We start from the raw sequence: 19,470 nt of genomic DNA, 5'->3' as shown, positions 1-19,470 counted from the left end.
AGAGTCAGGCGGCCGGCGTCGTGCCGCGCCGCCGCTGCCACCACTCCTGCGCCAGCCACAGCGCCAGGCCGGCCAGCGCGCCGGCGGCATGCGAGACGCGCACCACGCCGAAGCCCCATTGAGGATCGAATACCACCGGCGCCAGCCACGACTGTTCCAGCCAGGTCTTCACCAGCACGCCAAGGCAGAGCATCACGCCGATGCCGCGCGACCAGCCGTCGCCCTGTAGCAGGCGCAGGCCGCCCCACAGCGCCAGCCCGTGCAGCGCGCCGGACAGCCCGCCGTACCAGCCCACCGAAGGCACCCGGCAGAGCACCAGTTGCACCGCCACGCCGCAGGCCACCAGCACGGCAAGCATGGCGAGCGTGCGGGCCTCGCGCCCGACCAGCAGCAGCAGGCCCGCTGTCGCCAGCAGGTCTGCCAGCCAGTGGCGCCAGCCGAGATGGACCCACATTGCGGTCAACAGGCGCCACCATTGCCCGCTGGCGCCCTGCCCCATCACCGCATCGCGCAGGTAAAGCCCGTGGGCGTGCAGCCAGGGGATGAAGGTGAATGCCGCGCTGAGCGCGGCGACGGCGGCAATGGCCGCGATGGCGGCCAGCACGCCAGGCGTGCGCTGCCCGCCCGGCCGGTGCCCGGCGACGGCCGGAGCCGGCGTCAATTGCCGCCGGCTCCGGCCGGCTCGCCGAAGACCGCCTGCCACAGCGCGCGCACGTGCGCCACCGGCGCCGCCACGTCGCCCGATGCCACGCGCGCCTGGTCGTGCCCGTCGAGGCGCAGCTGATGCTGGCGGGCGCGGAAGATGCGGTAGGCATCGCCCACCTCGCGCGCCAGCGTGGCATCGATCAGGCCCAGCTCTCCCGCGGTGCGCAGCAGCGCGATATTGCCGGCGTTGCGCGTCAGCTCGGGATGGTCGTGGCTGTGCAGCAGCACCAGGTATTGCACGGTGAACTCGATGTCGACCATGCCGCCGCGGTCGTGCTTGAGATCGAACAGGCCGCCAGCGTTGGGATGGCCGTCCGCCACCTTGCGCCGCATCGCGGTGATCTCGCCGCCGAGCGTGGCGGCGTCGCGCGGCTGCCGCAGGACTTCGTCGCGCAGGCTCTCGAAATGCGCGCCGATCTCCGGCTCGCCCGCGCAGAAGCGCGCGCGCGTGAGCGCCTGGTGCTCCCACACCCAGGCGGTGTTGTCGCCTTCGCGCTGCTGGTAGCGGCGAAAGCCTTCGAAGCTCGTCACCAGCAGGCCCGCCTCGCCGTTGGGCCGCAGGCGCGTGTCCACGTCGAACAGCGTGCCGGCCGCGGTATGGCTGGTCAGCCAGGTGATCAGCCGGCGCGCGTAGGCGGTGTAGATGTCGGGCGCGCGCTCGTGTTCGTCCTCGTAGAGGAAGATGATGTCCAGGTCGGACGCATAGCCGAGCTCCTTGCCGCCCAGCTTGCCGTAGGCAATCACGGCAAAGCGCGGCTGCTCGCGGTGACGCGTGGCCAGCTGGCGCCATACCGCCTGCAGCGTGACCTCGAGCATGGCGTCGGCCAGGTCGGACAGGCGGTCCGCGATCTGCTCCACCGTCAGCATGCCCTGCAGGTCCTGCAGCAGGATGCGGAAGGTCTCGGCATGGTGTTCGCGGCGCAGGATGTCCATCTGCGCCTCGATCTGGCCGTCGGCGGCGTCGAGGCGCGCGGCCAGGCGGGCGCGGAATCCTTTCCAGTCCTGCGCGCCCGCCAGCGCGTCGCTGTCGAGCAGTTCGTCGAGCAGTTGCGGGTGGCGCGTCAGGTAGGCCGCGGCCCAGCTCGACGCGTGCAGCGTGTCGGCCACGCGCGCCATCGCTTGCGGATACTCCGACAGCAGCGAGAGATAGGATGCGCGCCGGCTGATGGCCTCGAGAAAATCGACAAAGCGCGCGATGGTGCTGTCGGCATCGCTCTGGCGCGCGGCCAGGTCCAGCGCCCGGTTGACCAGCAGGTCGAAGCGCACCCGGCTCTGCTCGGACAGCGCGCGGTAGCGCAGCGACGCGCCGGTCGCGCGCAGCCGGTCGAGCAGGCCGGTGCAATCGGTGAAGCCGGCCTTGGCCAGGCGCTCGCATGGCGGTTCGTCCTGCTCCTCCTGGATCAGCGCGGGCCACAGCGCCTCGCACGGCTCGTTGACCTGGTCGGGGTCGGAGAAGGTGGCCTCGAACTGCTGCGCCACCGGGTCCTGCAGCGAAGCCAGCCGCTCCAGCAAGGCCGGCCAGTCGGCGCAGCCCATCATGCCGGCCACGGCCTGCTGCTCTTCCTCGGTGGTGGGCAGGTGGTGGGTCTGCGCATCGTCCCGGTATTGCAGGCGGTGCTCGAGCTGGCGCAGGAAGCGGTAGGCGTTGGCCAACTGCTCGGCCTGGCCGGCCGGCAGCAGGCCATGCTCCACCGCCACCACCAGCACTTCCAGCGTGGGCCGTATGCGCAGCGCGGGATCCTGCCCGCCGCGGATCAGCTGGAATACCTGGGCCATGAACTCGATCTCGCGGATGCCGCCGCGGCCCAGCTTGATATTGAAGGCGCGCTGGTTGACGCGCTGCCCGCCGCCCGGCGCCGCGAGGCCGCCGCTGCGCTTGGCCGCCTCGGCGCGGATCTGCGCATGCAGCGAGCGGATGGCGGCAATCACGCCGTAGTCCAGGTAGCGGCGAAAGACGAAGGGGCCGGTCAGGCTGGCAAGCTGCGCCGCGGCGCGCCCGGCGTGCGGCGTGTCCTGCGCCGACACCACGCGCCCCTTGATCCAGGCATAGCGCTCCCATTCGCGCCCCTGCACCACCAGGTACTGCTCGAGCATGCCGAAGCTGCACGCCAGCGGGCCGGCGTCGCCGTTGGGACGCAGGCGCATGTCGACGCGAAACACATAGCCATCGGCGGTGACCTCGGCCAGCAAGTTGATCAGGCGGCGGCCGAGGCGGATGAAGTATTCATGGTTGGACAGGCTGCGCTGGCCGCCGCGCGTGTCGCCGTCCTCGTCGTAGAGGAAGATCAGGTCGATATCGGACGACACATTGAGCTCGCGCCCACCCAGCTTGCCCATGCCGACCACCACCAGCTCCTGCACCTCGCCGCTGGATTCGCCGACCGGACGGCCATAGGTGGGCGCCATGTCCGCCTCCAGCACGGACATGCCGTACTGGATGCCGAGTTCGGCCAGGTCCGTCATGGCGCCGGTGACCTCGCCCAGCGTGGACAGGCCGCGCAGGTCGCGCTCGATGACCACGCACATCACCTCGGCGCGCAGCCGGCGCAGCGCGCGCTTGACGGCGTCCTCCACATCGGCCGACGGCTCGTGCAGCACCTTCAGCCGTGCCGCCATCCAGGCGCGCGTGAGCGGCTGCGCGCTCGCGCCGGCGACGATTTCCGCCAGTTCCGGACGGGCCTGCACCATGCGGCGGGTGTAGTGCGAATAGGCGGGCGAGTACAATGCCGTGCCGGCGCAATCGACCGGCACGAGTGCGGCGGCGGCCACGACGGCGTAAGGCCCCGTGGCCATGTCGGCTACGGCCTGCCTGGCGGCGCTGGAAGTGTTGCCGGGAGCATGTTCGCCACCGGCGCCGACCGCGGCGGCCTCGCTGGCAGCATTGCTTGCGTCGGGCGTGGGCGCGGCCGTGGAACTCGTCGGATCAGTGGAAGTCATTCCTGTTACTTGGAAGCGCGTGAGCCGGCCCCTTTTGCCGGTGCGCGCATCGTGCACGGCCGGTCAGGCACCGAATTGGAGAGCGCCTAGTATTGTCGGATAATCTGCGCATGTCCAGCCGCGCCACCCCACCCGCCAAGCCCCCCGCCACGGCCACAGCCGCGGCCGTGGCGGGTCAAGACACGGCCGCCGGCCCCTCCTTCCCGCGGCAGGCCGCGCGCCGCGCGCTGGCGCTGGTGCGCGCGCTCGGCCGCGGCGTGCTGGCGGTGCTGCGCCATCCCGTGTGGCGCGGGCTTGGCCGCGTACTGGTGCGCCTGGCGCTGGCGCTGCTGCTGGTGGCGGCGCTGGGCGGGCTGCTGATCCGCTTCGTGCTGTGGCCGCAGGCATCCGCGGCACGCACCTGGCTGGAGCAGCGCGGCTCGGTCGCACTCTCCGCCAGCCTGAGCATCGGCCAGCTCGATACCTACTGGGACGGCTGGCATCCCGCCTTCCATGCCCGCGATGTCAAGGCCGTCGACGCCGGGCAGCGCGTCCTGCTGGCCGCCGGCGCGCTCGACGGCAAGCTCTCCTGGCGCTCGCTGTTCAGCATGGACCTGCTGTTCCAGCAGATTTCCGCCAGCCATACCGATCTGCTCGTGCACCGCACCGCCGACGGCAAGCTGGAGGTTGCCGGCCTGGCGGTCGACACCACCGGCGCGCAGCCGCAGGACAACCGGCTGTTCGACTGGCTGCTGGCGCAGGGCAAGATCGAACTCAGCGACGGCAGGCTGCGCTGGCTCGACGAGAAGAACAAGCTGCCGCAGCTCGAGGTGGGCAATATCCAGTTCAGCGCCAGGCGCCTCGGGTCGCGCCACGTCATCCGGCTCGAAGCCCAGCCGGCCGCGCTGGCGCCGCGCCCGCTCGTGATGCAAGCCGACTTCCGCCACGACTACCTGCGCCGCGCCGGCGACTGGCACAACTGGCACGGGCAGGCCAGCTGGGACCTCGGCCAGCTCGAGCTGCCCGTGCTGCAGCGCTACACCGCCATCTTCGACCGGGTGACGCGCGGCACCTTCAGCACCGACGGCACCATTGAATTCCGCGGCGGCGAGATCAGTCGCAGCCAGGCGCGCCTGCGCGCCGATGGCGTGGACCTGCAGCTGGCCGGCGCGCCCGAGCCGCTCAAGCTCGCCAGCGCGCAGGCCTTCGTCCTGCACCGGGCCGGCCGTGACCACGATAACCTGCTGACGATCGAAACCCTGCTGTGGCAGCCCGAGCCAGCCGAAGGCCCGGCCGTGCCGCCGGCCAGGCAAGCGCAGGCGGCAACCCCTCCTGTTGCCGGCGCGACCGGAACCCCGCCCGGTGCGACGAGCAGCGCGGCGACCGGGCCGTCAGCCAGCGCGCCCGCCACCGAAAACGCCTGGCGCGAAGGCATGCGCAAGGTGATAGTGGGCTGGGCCACCGACAACAAGGGAAAGCTGCGCAAGTTCACGCTGAAGGCGCCGACCTTCGACCTCAACACGGTGCGCGCGCTGGCCACCTCGATGCCGCTCGATACCGCCTTGTCGCGCCAGCTGCGCGCGCTGCAGCCGTCGGGCCACCTCGACAACCTGGAGGTCAGCTGGAACCGCGACCGCCCGGGCATGCTTACCCGCCGCGAAGGCCAGACCCACTTCAATGTGCAGGGCACGCTGCGCAATGTCTCGGTCCGCGGCCAGCCGGCCAGTCCCGCGGTGAGTGCAAACGGCAAGCCGCGCCTGGGCGTGCCCGGCTTCTCGCGGCTGTCCGGCAGCTTCAGCTTTGACGACCGCCATGGCAGCGCGCGCCTCGAAGGCAGCAACGCCGCGCTGATATTGCCCGGCCTGTTCGAAGATCCGCGCGTGGCGTTCGACCAGATCACCGGCGAAGTGACCTGGACCCGCGACAACGGCAAGCTGGCGGTACGCACCGAGGGCGTGCGCTTTGCCAACGCGGATACCGCGGGCGTCGTGCGCGGCACCTGGCAAGCCGGCGGCGACGGCCATGGCGGCATTGCCGATCTCTCCGGCGAACTGAGCCGCGCCCAGGTCAGCCGCGTGCCGCGCTACCTGCCCCTGGGCCTGCCCGCCGCGACGCGCCAGTACCTGGCCGGCGCGCTCGTCGCCGGCGACGCCAGCGATGTGAAGTTCCTGGTCAAGGGCGACCTGGAGCATTTCCCCTTCCACAGCCCGCACGAAGGCGCCGGCGATTTTCGCGTCGAGGTGCCGATCCAGCGCGTCAGCTACCAGATTGCGCCCCATGTGAGCGCGGCGCCCGGCAGCGCCGCCGCGGCCAGCAACGGCGGCAAGGCCTGGCCGAACTTCACCGACATCAGCGGGCGCGTGCTGTTCGAGCGCGGTGGCATGTCCTTCGTGGCCCAGCGCGCTGGCGTGCAAGGTGTGCAGGGCGTCACGCTGCAGGACGTCAACGGGCGGATCGCCGACCTGGGCGATCACGGCCACCTCATACTCGACGGCAGCGCCGCCGGTCCCATGTCGGGCTTCCTGCGCTTCGTCGGCGCCAGCCCGGTGCGCGACTGGACCGGCCAGGTGACCAGCGAGATGCGCGCCCAGGGCAATGGCGAGCTGCGCCTCAAGCTCGACCTGCCGCTCACCGAGGCGAATGCCACCAAGGTGGACGGGCAGTTCCGGCTGCCCGGCAACGATGTCACGCTGAACCCGCAGTTGCCGCCACTGGGGGGCGCCACCGGCGTCATCGCCTTCAATGAGCACGGCTTCCAGCTCAACGACCTGCGCGCCCGCCTGTTCGGCGGCGAGATCCGCGCCGGCGGGGGCAGCCAGCCCGACGGCACGGTGCGCGTGACGGCCAATGGCAACATCGGCGCGGCGGGCATCCGCGAAGTGCTGGCGGGCTCGCCGCTGGCCGGGCTGGCGCCGAAGATCGAGGGCGGCACCGCTTACAGCGCCGTGATCGGCGTGCGCGAGCACCAGCCGCAGATCATGGTGAGCTCGGAACTGGCCGGGCTGTCGCTCGCGCTGCCGGCGCCGCTGGGCAAGAGCGCGGCCCAGGCCGTGCCGCTGCGCGTGGAACTGCGCCCCGCCGCCGCGCGCGCCGGTGTCGAGGAGCTGCTGGTGCAATACGGCAATGCGCTCAATGCGCGCTACCTGCTGCGGCGCAATGCCGAAAGCACGGAAGTGGTGGCCGGCGGCATCGGCATCGAGCAGCCGGCGCCGCAACCCGCCAGCGGCGTGACCGCCGCGCTCAGCACCGGCCGCTTCGACCTGGACCCCTGGCGCGCCCTGCTGGACGACGGCACGAACCGAGGCAAGGCAAGCGGCGCCGGTGCGGCGCCCTCGCCCTTCGCGCCCGAGCGCGTCACCGCCCGCGCGCGCACGCTGACGGCGTTCGGCCGCGAGCTGAACGACGTGTCGCTGGAAGCCACCCGCGAAGGCGCGGGCTGGGCCGCGCAGCTGGATTCACGCCAGATCGCCGGGAGCCTGCGCTGGCGCAACGACGCCACCACCACCCCGGCGGGAGCGTTGACGATACGGCTTGCGCGGCTGAACATCCCGGACAGCAACGATGCCGGCAACATGGCGGATGCACTGTCGGGCAATGCCAGCGAGCTGCCGGCACTGGACCTGGTGGCGGACCACTTCGAGCTGCATGGGCGTGACTTCGGCAAGCTGGAGGTCAAGGCGCACGCGAACGACAGCGGCGGCGACCCGGTGTGGACGCTCGAGCGCCTGGTGATCGAGCAGCCCGGCGCCACCTTCACCGGCAGCGGCAGCTGGCGCATGCCGCGCCGGCTGCGCGAAGGCACCAGCCCCGAGCGCCGCACCCTGCTCGACTTCAAGCTCGAGGTGCGCAATGGCGGCCAGGTGCTCGAACGCATGGGCCTGCCACATATGCTGGCCGACGGCCATGGCACCTTCGAAGGCCGGGTAGCATGGCGTGGTTCGCCGCTGGCCATCGACTACCCCACCCTGTCCGGACGCATGAATCTCAAGCTCGAGAACGGCCAGATCCTCAGCGTGGACCCCGGCGCGGCCAAGCTGCTCGGCGTGCTCAGCCTGCAGGGCCTGATGCGGCTGGCCACGTTCGATTTCCGTGGCGTGGCGGGCGAGGGCATGGTGTTCGACGAGATCACCGGCACCGGCACGATCGAGAACGGCGTGGCCAGCACCAAGGACTTCGAGCTCAGGGGCGCCCAGCTGCGGGCCTCGATGACCGGCAGCGCCAACCTGCCGCGCGAGACCCAGGATCTCGAAGTCACGGTGATTCCGCGCATCAACGCCACTTCGGCCTCGGTGGCGGCGGCCTTCATCAATCCGGTGCTGGGCATCGGCACGCTGGCCGCGCAGCTCATCTTCGCCGACGAATTCTCCAAGGCCTTCAGCCGCCGGTACCACATCAGCGGCGGCTGGGCGAACCCGCAGATCAACAAAGTGGGGGAGAATAAGGCCGGCGCCAGACCCGAGCTGCCCTCGTCCATGCAAGGCACGTCCAACCGTGTCTATCCGGCCCCGTAGGCGTGCCGGAGATCAGCGGCGCGGAAGAAAACCAGCGATGGCGCCCGTTCCAACGCCAAGGAAACCTAATATGACCGCAAATGCATCCGCCCCAGGTGCAGCGCCGTTCCGCGTGGCCGCGATCCAGACCGTCAGCGGCATTTCGCGCGAAGCCAACCTGGCCCGCGCCGCAGTGCTGATCGCGCAGGCCGCGCACGGCGGCGCGGAACTGGTGTTGTTGCCGGAATACTTCTGCATGATGGGCCAGCGCGAAGGCGACAAGGTCGGCATCCGCGAACGTGACGGGGACGGCCCGATCCAGGCTTTCCTGGCGGACGCGGCGCGGCGCCACCGCATCTGGCTGGTGGGCGGCACCTTGCCGCTGTGGTGCGAGGACGAGGCGCGCGTGTACAACACCTCGCTGGTCTACGATCCGCGCGGCGAACGCGTGGCGCGCTACGACAAGATCCACCTGTTCGGCTTCACCCGCGGCACCGAGAGCTACGACGAATCGCGCACCATCCTGGCCGGCGATACGCCGGTGAGCTTCGAGGCGCCGTGCGGCCGCGTCGCCATGTCGGTCTGCTACGACCTGCGCTTTCCCGAGCTGTACCGCCAGCTGGCGGCGGGCGGCAACACCAGCTTGATTCTGATGCCGGCCGCCTTCACCTACACCACGGGGCAGGCGCACTGGGAGATCCTGCTGCGCGCCCGCGCCATCGAAAACCAGTGCTATGTGCTGGCCGCGGCACAGGGCGGCAAGCACGAGAACGGCCGCCGCACCTGGGGCCACTCCATGCTGATCGACCCATGGGGCGAGATCATGGCGGTGCTGCCCGAAGGCGAAGGCGTGGTGAGCGGACGGATCGACCCCGCGCGCCTGGACGAAGTGCGGCAGAACCTGCCGGCGCTGCGCCATCGGGTGCTGTAGCATGTACGGCAATACGCCTCGCTGCGCCATGGTGATACGCCATGGCGAACAGCGCTGAAGGCAGAATTTTCACGCGGTGGCGCCAACCGGCCGCCGCGGCACGACGACAAAGGAAAACCATGAACGCCGGCGATCTCGGAATCCGCAACCTCGCCACCGCCCAGCAATTGCTGCTGGCCCCCTACGGGCTCGACGAAGCCAAGCTGCAGCGCGCGCTGGCCGACATCTTCACGCACAAGGTCGACTACGCCGACCTCTACTTCCAGTACACCCGCAACGAGGCGTGGAGCCTGGAAGAAGGCATCGTCAAGTCGGGCAGCTTCAGCATCGACCAGGGCGTGGGCGTGCGCGCCGTCTCGGGCGACAAGACCGCCTTCGCCTACTCGGACGACATCAGCATGGATGCGCTGCTGCAGGCCGGCGCCGCCACCCGCACCATCGGCCGCGCCGGCAGCGGCCGCGTCAAGGTGGCGGGCAAGCTGGCCTCCCAGGGCGGGCGCAACCTGTACTCGCCCAACGATCCGCTCGACTCCATGGCAGCGGCCGACAAGGTGGCGCTGCTCGAACGCGTGGAACGCATGGCGCGTGCCAAGGACCCGCGCGTGGTGCAGGTCATGGCGGGCCTGGCCGGCGAATACGACGTGGTGCTGGTGGCGCGCAGCGACGGCGTCATCGCCGCCGACGTGCGCCCGCTGGTGCGCGTCTCGGTCACGGTGATCGCCGAGCAGAACGGCCGGCGCGAGATCGGCTCCTCCGGCGGCGGCGGACGCTACGCCTACGGCTATTTCACCGACGACCTGCTGCGCAAGTACGTGGACGAGGCTGTCGCTTCGGCGCTGGTGAACCTGGAGGCGCGCCCCACCCCGGCCGGCGCCATGACCGTGGTGCTCGGGCCGGGCTGGCCCGGCGTGCTGCTGCACGAAGCCATCGGCCACGGCCTGGAAGGCGACTTCAACCGCAAGGGCTCGTCGGCCTTCGCCGGCCGCATGGGCGAGCGCGTGGCGGCCAAGGGCGTGACCGTGGTGGACGATGGCACGCTGGCCAACCGCCGCGGCTCGCTCAACCTCGACGACGAGGGCAACCCGACCCAGTGCACCACGCTGATCGAGGACGGCATCCTCAAGGGCTATATGCAGGACACGCTCAACGCGCGCCTGATGAAGATGCCGGTGACCGGCAATGCGCGCCGCGAGAGCTATGCTGCGCTGCCCATGCCGCGCATGACCAACACCTACATGCTCAACGGCAACCGCGACCCGCAAGAGATCATCGCCAGCGTCAAGCGCGGCCTCTATGCGGTGAATTTCGGCGGCGGCCAGGTCGACATCACCAACGGCAAGTTCGTGTTCTCCGCCAGCGAGGCCTACCTGATCGAGGACGGCAAGATCACCGCCCCGGTCAAGGGTGCCACGCTGGTCGGCAACGGTCCGGAATCGCTCAAGGACGTCACCATGATCGGCAATGACATGCGACTGGATTCCGGCGTGGGCGTGTGCGGCAAGGAAGGCCAGAGCGTGCCGGTGGGCGTCGGCCAGCCGACCCTGCGCATCGAGAACATGACCGTGGGCGGCACGGCCTGAACCCCGCGGGGCACTGCCGGCGCCCGCGCGGCGCTTGCCAAGCCCCGCAAAAAGCGCTATAAAGATGCTTCGTTGCGCGATGGTCAACCGCCGCTGCCGGCAGAATCGGCAGGTCCGGCGCAATTTAATGCCATCCTCTGACGCGTTGCCGCAAAGAACATACGACACCCGAGCCTGATCCAATCCATGTCCGCCAAGTTTTACTTTTACTTTTTTAGCGATCTCACACCGCTGGCGGATGGAGAGGGACGATCGTAAGCGCCCCCAGGATTCAAAAAAAGCCGCCAGCGAACCTGGCGGCTTTTTTTATCCCGGCCCGCACCCAAGCTCTAGCCCAGACACCCAAACTCACGACCCACAAAATCCGGAGCCATCATGCTGAAGAACACCGACGACCTGCGCATTCGCGAACTCAAGGAACTGCTGCCGCCGGCGCACCTGATCCGCGAGTTCGCGTGCTCCGAAAAGGCGTCCGACGTGATCTACGGCGCGCGCCAGGCCATGCACCGGATCCTGCACGGCATGGATGACCGCCTGATCGTCATCATCGGACCCTGCTCCATCCACGACACCCGCGCCGCGCTCGAATACGCCAAGCTGCTCAAGGTGCAGCGCGATCGTTTCGCCGGCGAGCTGGAAGTGGTGATGCGGGTGTATTTCGAGAAGCCGCGCACCACGGTGGGCTGGAAGGGCCTGATCAACGACCCGCACATGGACGGCAGCTTCAAGATCAACGACGGCCTGCGCACCGCGCGCGAGCTGCTGCTGAACATCAGCGAGCTCGGCGTGCCGACCGGCACCGAGTACCTCGACATGATCAGCCCGCAGTACATCGCCGACCTGGTCAGCTGGGGCGCCATCGGCGCGCGCACCACCGAAAGCCAGGTGCACCGCGAGCTGGCCTCGGGACTGTCGTGCCCGGTCGGCTTCAAGAACGGCACCGACGGCAACGTCAAGATTGCCGTGGACGCCATCAAGGCCGCCTCGCAGCCCCACCATTTCCTGTCGGTGACCAAGGGCGGCCACTCCGCCATCGTGTCGACCTCGGGCAACGAGGACTGCCACATCATCCTGCGCGGCGGCAAGGCGCCGAACTACGACGCCGCCAGCGTGCAGGAAGCCTGCGAAGCGATCTCCAAGGCAGGCCTCGCCGCGCGCCTGATGATCGATGCCTCGCATGCCAACAGCAGCAAGAAGCACGAGAACCAGATCCCCGTCTGCGAGGACATCGGCCGCCAGATGGCCGCGGGCGACGAGCGCATCGTCGGCGTGATGGTGGAATCGCATCTGGTGGCGGGCCGTCAGGACCATGCCCAGGGCACGCCGGTGGAGAACCTCACCTATGGCCAGTCGGTCACCGACGCCTGCATCGGCTGGGACGATTCGATCAATGTGCTGGAGACGCTGGCCAACGCCGTGAAGGCTCGCCGCCTGGCCAAGGGCACCGGCAACTGAGCCGCGCCGCCCGTCCCCGAATGAAAAAGCCGCTGATATGTTCAGCGGCTTTTTTCTCCCCTGGCGCGGCGCACGGCGGCGCCTGCGCGGCGGCGCTTCTTACTTCTTCAGCACCAGCCCGCCCGGCAGCGATTCGATGTAGGCGGCAATGTCCTTGAGTTCGTCGCGGGTGAACGGACGCGGCTTGCCGTCCTTGCCGGTCACGCCCGGGTTGGCGTTGACCTGGCCGGCCATGATGGCGTTGGAGCGGCCCACCTGCGGGTTGGTGGTGATCTGGTAGGCCGCCAGCGCGTGGTACAGGTAATCGGCGTGCTGGCCGGCCAGCTTCGGGTAGTCCGGGCTGATCGGCGCGTTCATGCCGGCACCATGGCAGGCCACGCAGTTGCCCTTCTCCACCAGCGCCTTGCCGGCGGCGAGATCGGCGGCCGAGGCGGACATGGCCGAGGCGCCCAGCACGAGTGCGCCGAGCGCGAACGAAAGCGTCTTAAGCGTATTCATGGCGGGTCTCCTCACTTCTGGTTGTTGTTTTGCGTGCTGGAGGTCTGCTGCGCATAGTAGGCAGCCACGTCGGCGATGTCCTGGTCGCTCAGGGTGGCGGCAATGCCGCGCATGGTCGGGTGCTTGCGGTCGCCCTTCTGGTATTCCTTGAGCGCATTCTCGATGTACTTGGCGTTCTGCCCTCCCAGCAGGGGCACCTGGTACACCTCGGGGAACGAGGCCCGGTATCCCGGAATCCCGTGGCAACCAATACACATTGCGACCTTGTTCTTGGCGGCATCCACGTTGCCCTTGACTTCCTGGGCTTGCGCAGCCATGGCGGCCGCGCCCAGCACCACCATCGTGAGGAGCTTTTTCATTGTCGTAGCTGATTGGAAGTGTAAAACCCTGGGAGACCTGCCCGACCGGTCAGAAATGGCTTCGGAATGGGTCCGGCGGGGAAGCCGCATCTGCCTGCGGCTCGATGTGGCGCTGCCAGCGGGTCGGCACACTGTCACGCCCGGTACCGCCAGGCGAGGTGAGCACGGACCGGCCTCATTCTGCAACCATCTCTTTGAACGCCGCCTCCCGGCAGGGGCCGCGCGCAAGACTAGGCGGACGAACCGGACGGTGGAGAATAGGACTTAGGGGGGCGCGTCAAACCGCCGCATTGTACAGCACGCTGCACGCGGCAGTCCAGCCTGCCGCAGGCAGCCGCACGCGAACGGGAAAGCTCTTTTATACTGGCCCATTCCGACACGCACAAACCCCTCAGGTTGCCTCATGTCCAACACCACCAACGCCAGCCCGAACCAGCAGACCCGCTTCGAAGGCAGCCAGCAATACGTTGCCACCGATGACCTCAAGCTGGCCGTCAACGCCGCCCGTGCGCTGCAGCGCCCGCTCCTGATCAAGGGCGAGCCCGGCACCGGCAAGACCATGCTGGCCGAGGAAGTGGCAGCCGCGCTCGGCATGCCGCTGCTGCAGTGGCATATCAAGTCGACCACCAAGGCGCAGCAGGGCCTGTACGAGTACGACGCGGTCTCGCGCCTGCGCGACTCGCAGCTCGGCGACGACCGCGTGCACGACATCCGCAACTACATCGTCAAGGGCGTGCTGTGGCAGGCCTTCGAGGCCGACCAGCAGGTGGTGCTGCTGATCGACGAGATCGACAAGGCCGACATCGAATTCCCCAACGACCTGCTGCGCGAAATCGACCGCATGGAATTCTATGTGTACGAGACGCGCGAACTGGTCAAGGCCAGGCACCGCCCGCTGGTGATCATCACCTCCAACAACGAGAAGGAACTGCCGGACGCCTTCCTGCGCCGCTGCTTCTTCCACTACATCAAGTTCCCCGACGCGGAAACGATGCAGCGCATCGTCGACGTGCACTACCCCGGCATCAAGCGCGAACTGGTGGCAGCCGCACTCGAATCGTTCTACGAGATGCGCAACCTGCCCGGCCTGAAGAAGAAGCCCTCCACCTCGGAGCTGATCGACTGGCTCAAGCTGCTGATGGCCGAGGACATCCCGCCCGAAGCGCTCAAGAGCCCGGACAAGAAGGCCGCGATCCCGCCGCTGCACGGCGCGCTGCTGAAGAACGAACAGGATGTGCACCTGTTCGAGCGCCTGGTATTCATGAACCGCGCCAACCGCTGAGCGGACGCACGAACCCCCATGGCACGCTTCATCGAACCCGTCGCCCTGCGCGGCCAGCATGCGCTGCTGGAGCCGCTGAGCCCGGCGCACGAAGCCGAGGTGCAGGCCGCCGTCGCCGACGGCGAACTGTGGAAACTCTGGTACACGTCGGTGCCCGCGCCAGACAAGGTGCGCGCGTGGACCGACATCGCGCTGGAGATGCGCGAGCAGCAAGGCGCGATGCCGTTCGTGATCCGCGAGATCCGCGACGGCGCGCCCGGCGCGGTGGTGGGCGCCACGCGCCTGTTCAATGTCGACGCGGCCAACCGCCGTCTCGAGATCGGCCACACCTGGCATGCCCAGCGCGTGCAGCGCAGCGCCGTCAACACCGAATGCAAGCTGATGCTGCTCACCCATGCCTTCGAGCAGCTGCAATGCATCGCGGTGGAATTCCGCACGCACTGGATGAACCAGCAGAGCCGCACCGCGATCGCGCGCCTCGGCGCCAAGCAGGACGGCGTGCTGCGCAATCACCAGCGCATGCCCGACGGCTCCCTGCGCGACACGGTGGTGTTCTCCATCATCGCCAGCGAATGGCCGACGGTGAAGCGCCACCTGCAATACCGCCTGGACCTGCCGGGTCGCGGCGCATGAGCCGCTGACCATGTCCCGGAAACACTAAGCATCAAGCGAGTCCACCATGCTGATCGATTTCTTCTTCTCGCTGCGCCACGCCAAGCTGCCGGTATCGGTCAAGGAATACCTGACCATGCTCGAAGCGCTCAAGGCCGAGGTCATCTCGCCGTCGATCGACGAGTTCTACTACTTGTCGCGCATGGCGCTGGTCAAGGACGAGAAGCACTTCGACAAGTTCGACCAGACCTTCGCTGCCTATTTCAAGGGCGTCGAGAACCTGGTCGACTGGAAGTCCGACATCCCGCTGGACTGGCTGCAGAAGACGCTGGAGCGCGAGCTCTCGGCCGAGGAAAAGGCCAAGATCGAGGCCATGGGCGGGCTCGACAAGCTCATGGAGCGGCTCAAGCAGCTGCTCGAGGAGCAGAAGGAAAAGCACGAAGGCGGCAACAAGTGGATCGGCACCGGCGGCACCTCGCCGTTCGGCCACGGCGGCTACAACCCCGAAGGCATCCGCATCGGCGGACCCTCCAAGGGCAACCGCACCGCCATCAAGGTGTGGGAGACGCGCGCCTACAAGGACTACGACGACCAGGTCGAACTCGGTACGCGCAACATCAAGGTGGCGCTGCGCCGCCTGCGGCGCTTCGCGCGCGAAGGCGCCGATACCGAACTGGATCTCGACGACACCATCCATTCGACCGCGGCCAACGCCGGCATGCTCGACATCAAGCTGCGCCCCGAGCGGCACAACAAGGTCAAGGTGCTGATGCTGCTCGACGTGGGCGGCTCGATGGACGACCACATCAAGCGCGTGGAGGAATTGTTCTCGGCCACCAAGACCGAGTTCAAGCACCTCGAGTACTACTACTTCCACAACTGCGTCTACGACTACGTGTGGAAGAACAACCGCCGCCGCCACGCCGAGAAGATCGCCACCTGGGACCTGATCCACAAGTACAGCTCGGACTACAAGGTGATCTTCGTCGGCGATGCCACCATGAGCCCGTACGAGATCCTGCAGCCCGGCGGCTCGGTGGAATACAACAACCCGGAGGCCGGCGCGGTCTGGCTCAACCGCCTGATCGAGCAGTTCCCGCGCTTCGTCTGGCTCAACCCCGAGCCCGAAGGCCTGTGGCAGTACCGCCAGTCCGTGACCGTGATCAACCAGATCATGAAGTCCCGCATGTATCCGGTCACGCTGGGTGGCCTCGAGCAAGCCATGCGGGTGTTGTCGAAGTAAGCTGCCCGCGCCGCCAGCGCACCCGCTGTTGCGCCGGTCCGGAACTGCCGCGCGCCTGTCTCAGGCGCGCAGCAGTCCGTCCAGCATCCCCCCCTGCCCGCCCCCGTTGCCGAACAGCGTGCGCCCGACGCGCTCGCTGTCCAGCCCGAAGCCTTGCGCCGCCGCCGCGGCGATCAATCCGTCCAGGTTCGTCGTGGGTGCCAGGTCGCGCCCCTGGTAAAGGGCGCCCTGCGCCAGCCCCGGCCAGTCGGCCAGCACCCTGCCGCCCTTGACCGCGCCGCCCAGCAGCATCGCCGCCGCAGCGGTGCCGTGGTCGGTGCCGCCGGTGCCGTTGGCCGCGGCGGTGCGGCCGAACTCGGTGGCCACCAGCACCGTGGTGCTCGACCAGGCCGGCCCCAGTCCGTCGCGCAGCGCCGCCAGCATGGCGTCGAGCGCCTTGAGCCGGGCCGCCAGGCGCGGCGCCTGCGCACTGTGCGTATCCCAGCCGCCGGTCTCGATCATGGCGATGCGCGGCCCGTCGGCGCGCGCCAGGAAGCCGGCGGCGAGCCGGCCCAGGCTGGCCGGGTCCTGACGTGCGCCGGCATCGCCGGCCAGCCCGCGCGCCTGCATTGCCGCGGTCCATAGCGGATGCAGCTGCGCATCCATCTCGTAGAGCTGGCCCACGCGTGCGAGCAGGTCGTCGGGCGCGGCCGGCAAGGCCGAGGGTGCGTACGAGCCGACCGCGGCCGCGCCACGCAGCGCGGCCGGCACCGTCGGCGCGAAGGCGATCGCATTGTCGTGGCGCGCCGGCAGCAGGCCCGCCAGCCGGTTCAACCAGCCGTCCTTGACCTGGTACGGCGCGCTGCCGCCGGTCTCGAGCACGTTCTGGCCGTCGAAGTGCGAGCGCTCGCGGTAGGGCGACGCCACCGCCTGCACGAACAGCGCCTGGCCAGCGGCGTACATGCGCGCCGTTTCCGCCAGCGATGGATGCAGGGCGAAGGTGCCGTCGAGCCTGCTGGCCTGCGCGGGGTCGATGGCCAGCGCGCCGCGCAGGCGCGCATAGCCCGGGTCGGCATAAGGGACCACCGTGTTCAGGCCATCGGCGGCGCCGCGCTGGATCACGAAGACAAAGCGGCGCTCGGTATCGGCGCCGGCCAGCGCCAGGCGCGGCAGGGTCAGCATGGCGCCCGCGCCGGCGGCGACGCGCAGGAAATCCCGGCGGGAAAATTGGGATGTCACGATGTCACCTCCGTTGGAAATCGGGCGAAACCAGCAGCAAGGCCAGCGCGGTCTGCGCACTCTCGGCGCGCGCGATGGCGCCGGCGGTGGATGCCGACAGCGTGCCGGCAAGCAGCTTCGGCCCGAGTTCGCGCGCGTCGATGCGGTCGCCCGCGCGCGCCGCGAAACGCTGCGCCAGCTCCACGCGCCGCACCAGCGCATCGGGCGCGGCCCAGCTCGCGGCGAGGTCGTCGTAACCGGCCGGCGAACCCGGCCGCCAGACCGGCTGGCCCAGCTGCGCCAGCACCGGGGCGAAATGCGCAACGCCCCCCTGCCCGCCCGCTTCGCGCAGGCCCAGGCCACGCAGCGAGGACACGGCCCACTCCCACGGCGACTTGAACTTGGCCGGCGCGCTGGCCCACGCTTCGGGCGACTGGACCAGCGCGCGGTACACCTCCGGCAACGCGCCGCCACTGCGCATGTACGCATCGGACAGCCGCGCGACCAGCGCGCTCGGCGGCGTATCGGCCACGAAATGGCGCGCCAGCTTGGTGGCGAGATGGCGCGCGGTGGCTTCCGACTGCGCCAGGTCGTGCAGCACCGCGAGCGCCTGCGCCTCGCCCTGCTGCGGGTAATCGCGGCCCAGCATGACGCGGGTGCCGGGTTCGTGCACGCGCGGCCGGAACAGGAAGCTGCCCGCCTCGCCGTCCTCGCGCGCGCCGAAGCCGCCCACGCTCCATCCCGTCAATGCGCGCGCGAACTCGGTCACGTCGGCCTGGCTGTAGCCGCTGCGCACGCCCAGCGTGTGCAACTCGAGGATTTCGCGCGCCAGGTTCTCGTTGAGGCCGAGCTGGCGCTGCGGCGCGCGCTGCGCGGCCACGCGCGCGGCCATGCTGTCGGGCCCGATCGAGCGCACCTGGTCCAGGAAGATCTGCATGGCGGGATGGCGCTCGACGGCCACCAGCATGTCCTCGAAGCGGCCCAGCACATGGGGGCGGATCGCCTCGGCCTCGAAGGCGCCGGCCAGCGCCGCCACCGCCGGCTTCTCCACCGACACCGCGAAGTGGTTCGACCAGAAATGGACCAGGCGCTCGACGAACGGCGCCGGCGTGACCAGCGCGCTGGCCACGCGCGCGTCGACCGCGTCGCGATAAGCTTCGCGGGTTTCGCGCTGCAACTGCTGGCGCGCCACGGCCTTGGCGTCGGAGCTGGCCTGGCGCACTTCACGCTGCTGGGCGCCGAACTCGCCGGCCAGCGCGGCGGTACCCGGCTGCGCGCGCCAGGCCGCGGGACGCGCCTCGTACTGCGCGAACTGGCCGATCAGCCAGCCGCGCGGATCGGCCGGCAGCGCCTCGTCCGGCCGCGCACCGAGCCCGAAGCGGTTGACCGCGATGGCGGCAGCGGCGATGGTGTTGTCGTTCATGCCTTGCTCCTCTCCAGGCCAGGCCCGCAAACGCGCGGCCATTGCTTGTCTTGCCTGCTCATGGCGCGCCCTTGGCGGGCCGTGCCGGCGCGCTGCGCAACGGGCCGCGCTGCACCAGCGCATCGGCCAGCTTCTGGCGCTCGTCGGCCGACAAGGTGGCAGCGAACGCCACCACGCTGTCTTCGAGCTTGCTGCGCGCCGCCGCATCGGCCTCGCGCGTGCGCGCCAGCGCGGCGGCCAGGGCCTCGCGCTCGAACTGCGGCTGGCGCAGCAACTGCTCCACTTCGCGGCGCCCGTCGCGCGCGGCCTCGAGCTGCGCCTGGGCGCCGCGCCGCGCCGCGCGCAGGCCCTGCAGGAACTCGCGGCGCTGCGCGGCATCGAGCCCGTCGGCGGCGAAGCGCAGCCCGCGCGGCTGCGTGGCCGCCGCCGCGCGCTCACCCGTGTACCAACGGTAGCCGCCACCGCCAATGGCGCCGAGCAGGAACACGTTGACCAGCACCGAGACCGCCAGCGCCACCTTGAACCGCTTCGGCATCCCCTCGCTCATTCGTCGCTCCCGCTATGTGCCATACCGCCGAAGGCGGTGGTCGCGTAAGGCAGGTCGATCGCCGCGGGTGCCGGCAAGGTGGCCAGCACGGCCGACACCAGCAATGCGCCCGCTACCGTGCCGGCCAGCCCCGCGCCGGCCAGGCCGAGGCCCGACCACCACCACGGCGCGCGCGCGGGGCGCGCCGCCGGCGCGCCGGCGGCGATGCGCCGCATCAACGCGGCATCGGGAG

The 19,470-nt window shown here is 69.6% G+C and carries 14 protein-coding genes and 1 pseudogene; 7 read left to right on the top strand and 8 right to left on the bottom strand.

Annotated elements, in window-relative coordinates; translation table 11 throughout:
* Positions 1 to 4: 4 nt before the first annotated feature.
* A complete protein-coding gene (rrtA, locus tag AC1DKV_RS12665) occupies positions 5 to 661 on the bottom strand; it encodes a rhombosortase (RefSeq protein WP_477137618.1) in 657 nt (218 codons plus the stop codon).
* Positions 658 to 3,498, bottom strand: a complete 2,841-nt coding sequence (gene glnE / locus AC1DKV_RS12660) for a bifunctional [glutamate--ammonia ligase]-adenylyl-L-tyrosine phosphorylase/[glutamate--ammonia-ligase] adenylyltransferase (RefSeq protein WP_441618928.1) — start codon at positions 3,496 to 3,498, stop codon at positions 658 to 660. Before glnE ends, rrtA begins: the two co-directional genes overlap by 4 nt.
* A 254-nt stretch (positions 3,499 to 3,752) precedes the next feature.
* Between glnE and AC1DKV_RS12655 the strand changes: the two genes are divergently transcribed.
* The 4 genes from AC1DKV_RS12655 to aroG all read left to right on the top strand — a co-directional run bounded on the left by AC1DKV_RS12655 (position 3,753) and on the right by aroG (position 12,077).
* A complete protein-coding gene (locus AC1DKV_RS12655) occupies positions 3,753 to 8,132 on the top strand; it encodes a YhdP family protein (protein ID WP_441618750.1) in 4,380 nt (1,459 codons plus the stop codon).
* Between the two features lie 70 nt (positions 8,133 to 8,202).
* Positions 8,203 to 9,042 (top strand): carbon-nitrogen hydrolase family protein, encoded by an 840-nt coding sequence (locus tag AC1DKV_RS12650; RefSeq protein WP_441618748.1) that lies wholly within the window; start codon positions 8,203 to 8,205, stop codon positions 9,040 to 9,042.
* Positions 9,043 to 9,161: 119 nt separating this feature from the next.
* Positions 9,162 to 10,622: a metalloprotease TldD gene (gene tldD, locus AC1DKV_RS12645; protein WP_441618746.1), complete on the top strand. Its 1,461-nt coding sequence runs from the start codon at positions 9,162 to 9,164 to the stop codon at positions 10,620 to 10,622.
* Between the two features lie 375 nt (positions 10,623 to 10,997).
* Positions 10,998 to 12,077 (top strand): 3-deoxy-7-phosphoheptulonate synthase AroG, encoded by a 1,080-nt coding sequence (aroG, locus tag AC1DKV_RS12640; protein WP_441618744.1) that lies wholly within the window; start codon positions 10,998 to 11,000, stop codon positions 12,075 to 12,077.
* Positions 12,078 to 12,176: 99 nt separating this feature from the next.
* Here the strand turns inward: aroG and AC1DKV_RS12635 are convergent, their stop codons facing one another.
* Positions 12,177 to 12,575, bottom strand: coding sequence for a c-type cytochrome (locus tag AC1DKV_RS12635; RefSeq protein WP_441618742.1), 399 nt, complete (start codon positions 12,573 to 12,575; stop codon positions 12,177 to 12,179).
* Between the two features lie 11 nt (positions 12,576 to 12,586).
* Positions 12,587 to 12,934: a c-type cytochrome gene (locus AC1DKV_RS12630; protein WP_441618740.1), complete on the bottom strand. Its 348-nt coding sequence runs from the start codon at positions 12,932 to 12,934 to the stop codon at positions 12,587 to 12,589.
* A gap of 403 nt (positions 12,935 to 13,337) precedes the next feature.
* On the opposite strand from AC1DKV_RS12630, the gene AC1DKV_RS12625 reads away from it, so the two are divergent.
* The 3 genes from AC1DKV_RS12625 to AC1DKV_RS12615 are packed head-to-tail and all read left to right on the top strand — an operon-like array spanning position 13,338 to position 16,071.
* Positions 13,338 to 14,216: an AAA family ATPase gene (locus AC1DKV_RS12625; protein ID WP_020201397.1), complete on the top strand. Its 879-nt coding sequence runs from the start codon at positions 13,338 to 13,340 to the stop codon at positions 14,214 to 14,216.
* An 18-nt stretch (positions 14,217 to 14,234) separates the two neighbouring features.
* Positions 14,235 to 14,849, top strand: coding sequence for a GNAT family N-acetyltransferase (locus AC1DKV_RS12620; protein ID WP_441618738.1), 615 nt, complete (start codon positions 14,235 to 14,237; stop codon positions 14,847 to 14,849).
* 46 nt (positions 14,850 to 14,895) lie between these two features.
* A complete protein-coding gene (locus tag AC1DKV_RS12615) occupies positions 14,896 to 16,071 on the top strand; it encodes a vWA domain-containing protein (RefSeq protein ID WP_441618736.1) in 1,176 nt (391 codons plus the stop codon).
* A gap of 60 nt (positions 16,072 to 16,131) precedes the next feature.
* On the opposite strand, the gene AC1DKV_RS12610 is transcribed toward AC1DKV_RS12615, so the two are convergent.
* From AC1DKV_RS12610 to AC1DKV_RS12595, 4 genes and pseudogenes are all read right to left on the bottom strand, one after another.
* Complete coding sequence (locus AC1DKV_RS12610; protein ID WP_441618734.1) at positions 16,132 to 17,289, bottom strand: DUF1501 domain-containing protein; 1,158 nt, start codon at positions 17,287 to 17,289, stop codon at positions 16,132 to 16,134.
* A 4-nt stretch (positions 17,290 to 17,293) separates the two neighbouring features.
* On the bottom strand, positions 17,294 to 18,691 hold the full coding sequence (locus AC1DKV_RS12605; protein ID WP_441618732.1) for a DUF1800 domain-containing protein: 1,398 nt from the start codon (positions 18,689 to 18,691) through the stop codon (positions 17,294 to 17,296).
* A gap of 58 nt (positions 18,692 to 18,749) precedes the next feature.
* A complete protein-coding gene (locus AC1DKV_RS12600; protein WP_477137617.1) occupies positions 18,750 to 19,238 on the bottom strand; it encodes a periplasmic heavy metal sensor in 489 nt (162 codons plus the stop codon).
* Positions 19,235 to 19,470 (bottom strand): annotated as a pseudogene (locus AC1DKV_RS12595) (hypothetical protein); the annotation flags it as partial. The pseudogene AC1DKV_RS12595 and the gene AC1DKV_RS12600, both read right to left, overlap by 4 nt.

This window comes from Cupriavidus sp. 05T41 (genome assembly GCF_056396525.1).
The sequence above is the reverse complement of the archived record's forward strand: the minus strand, read 5'-3'. Positions and strand labels throughout refer to the sequence as shown.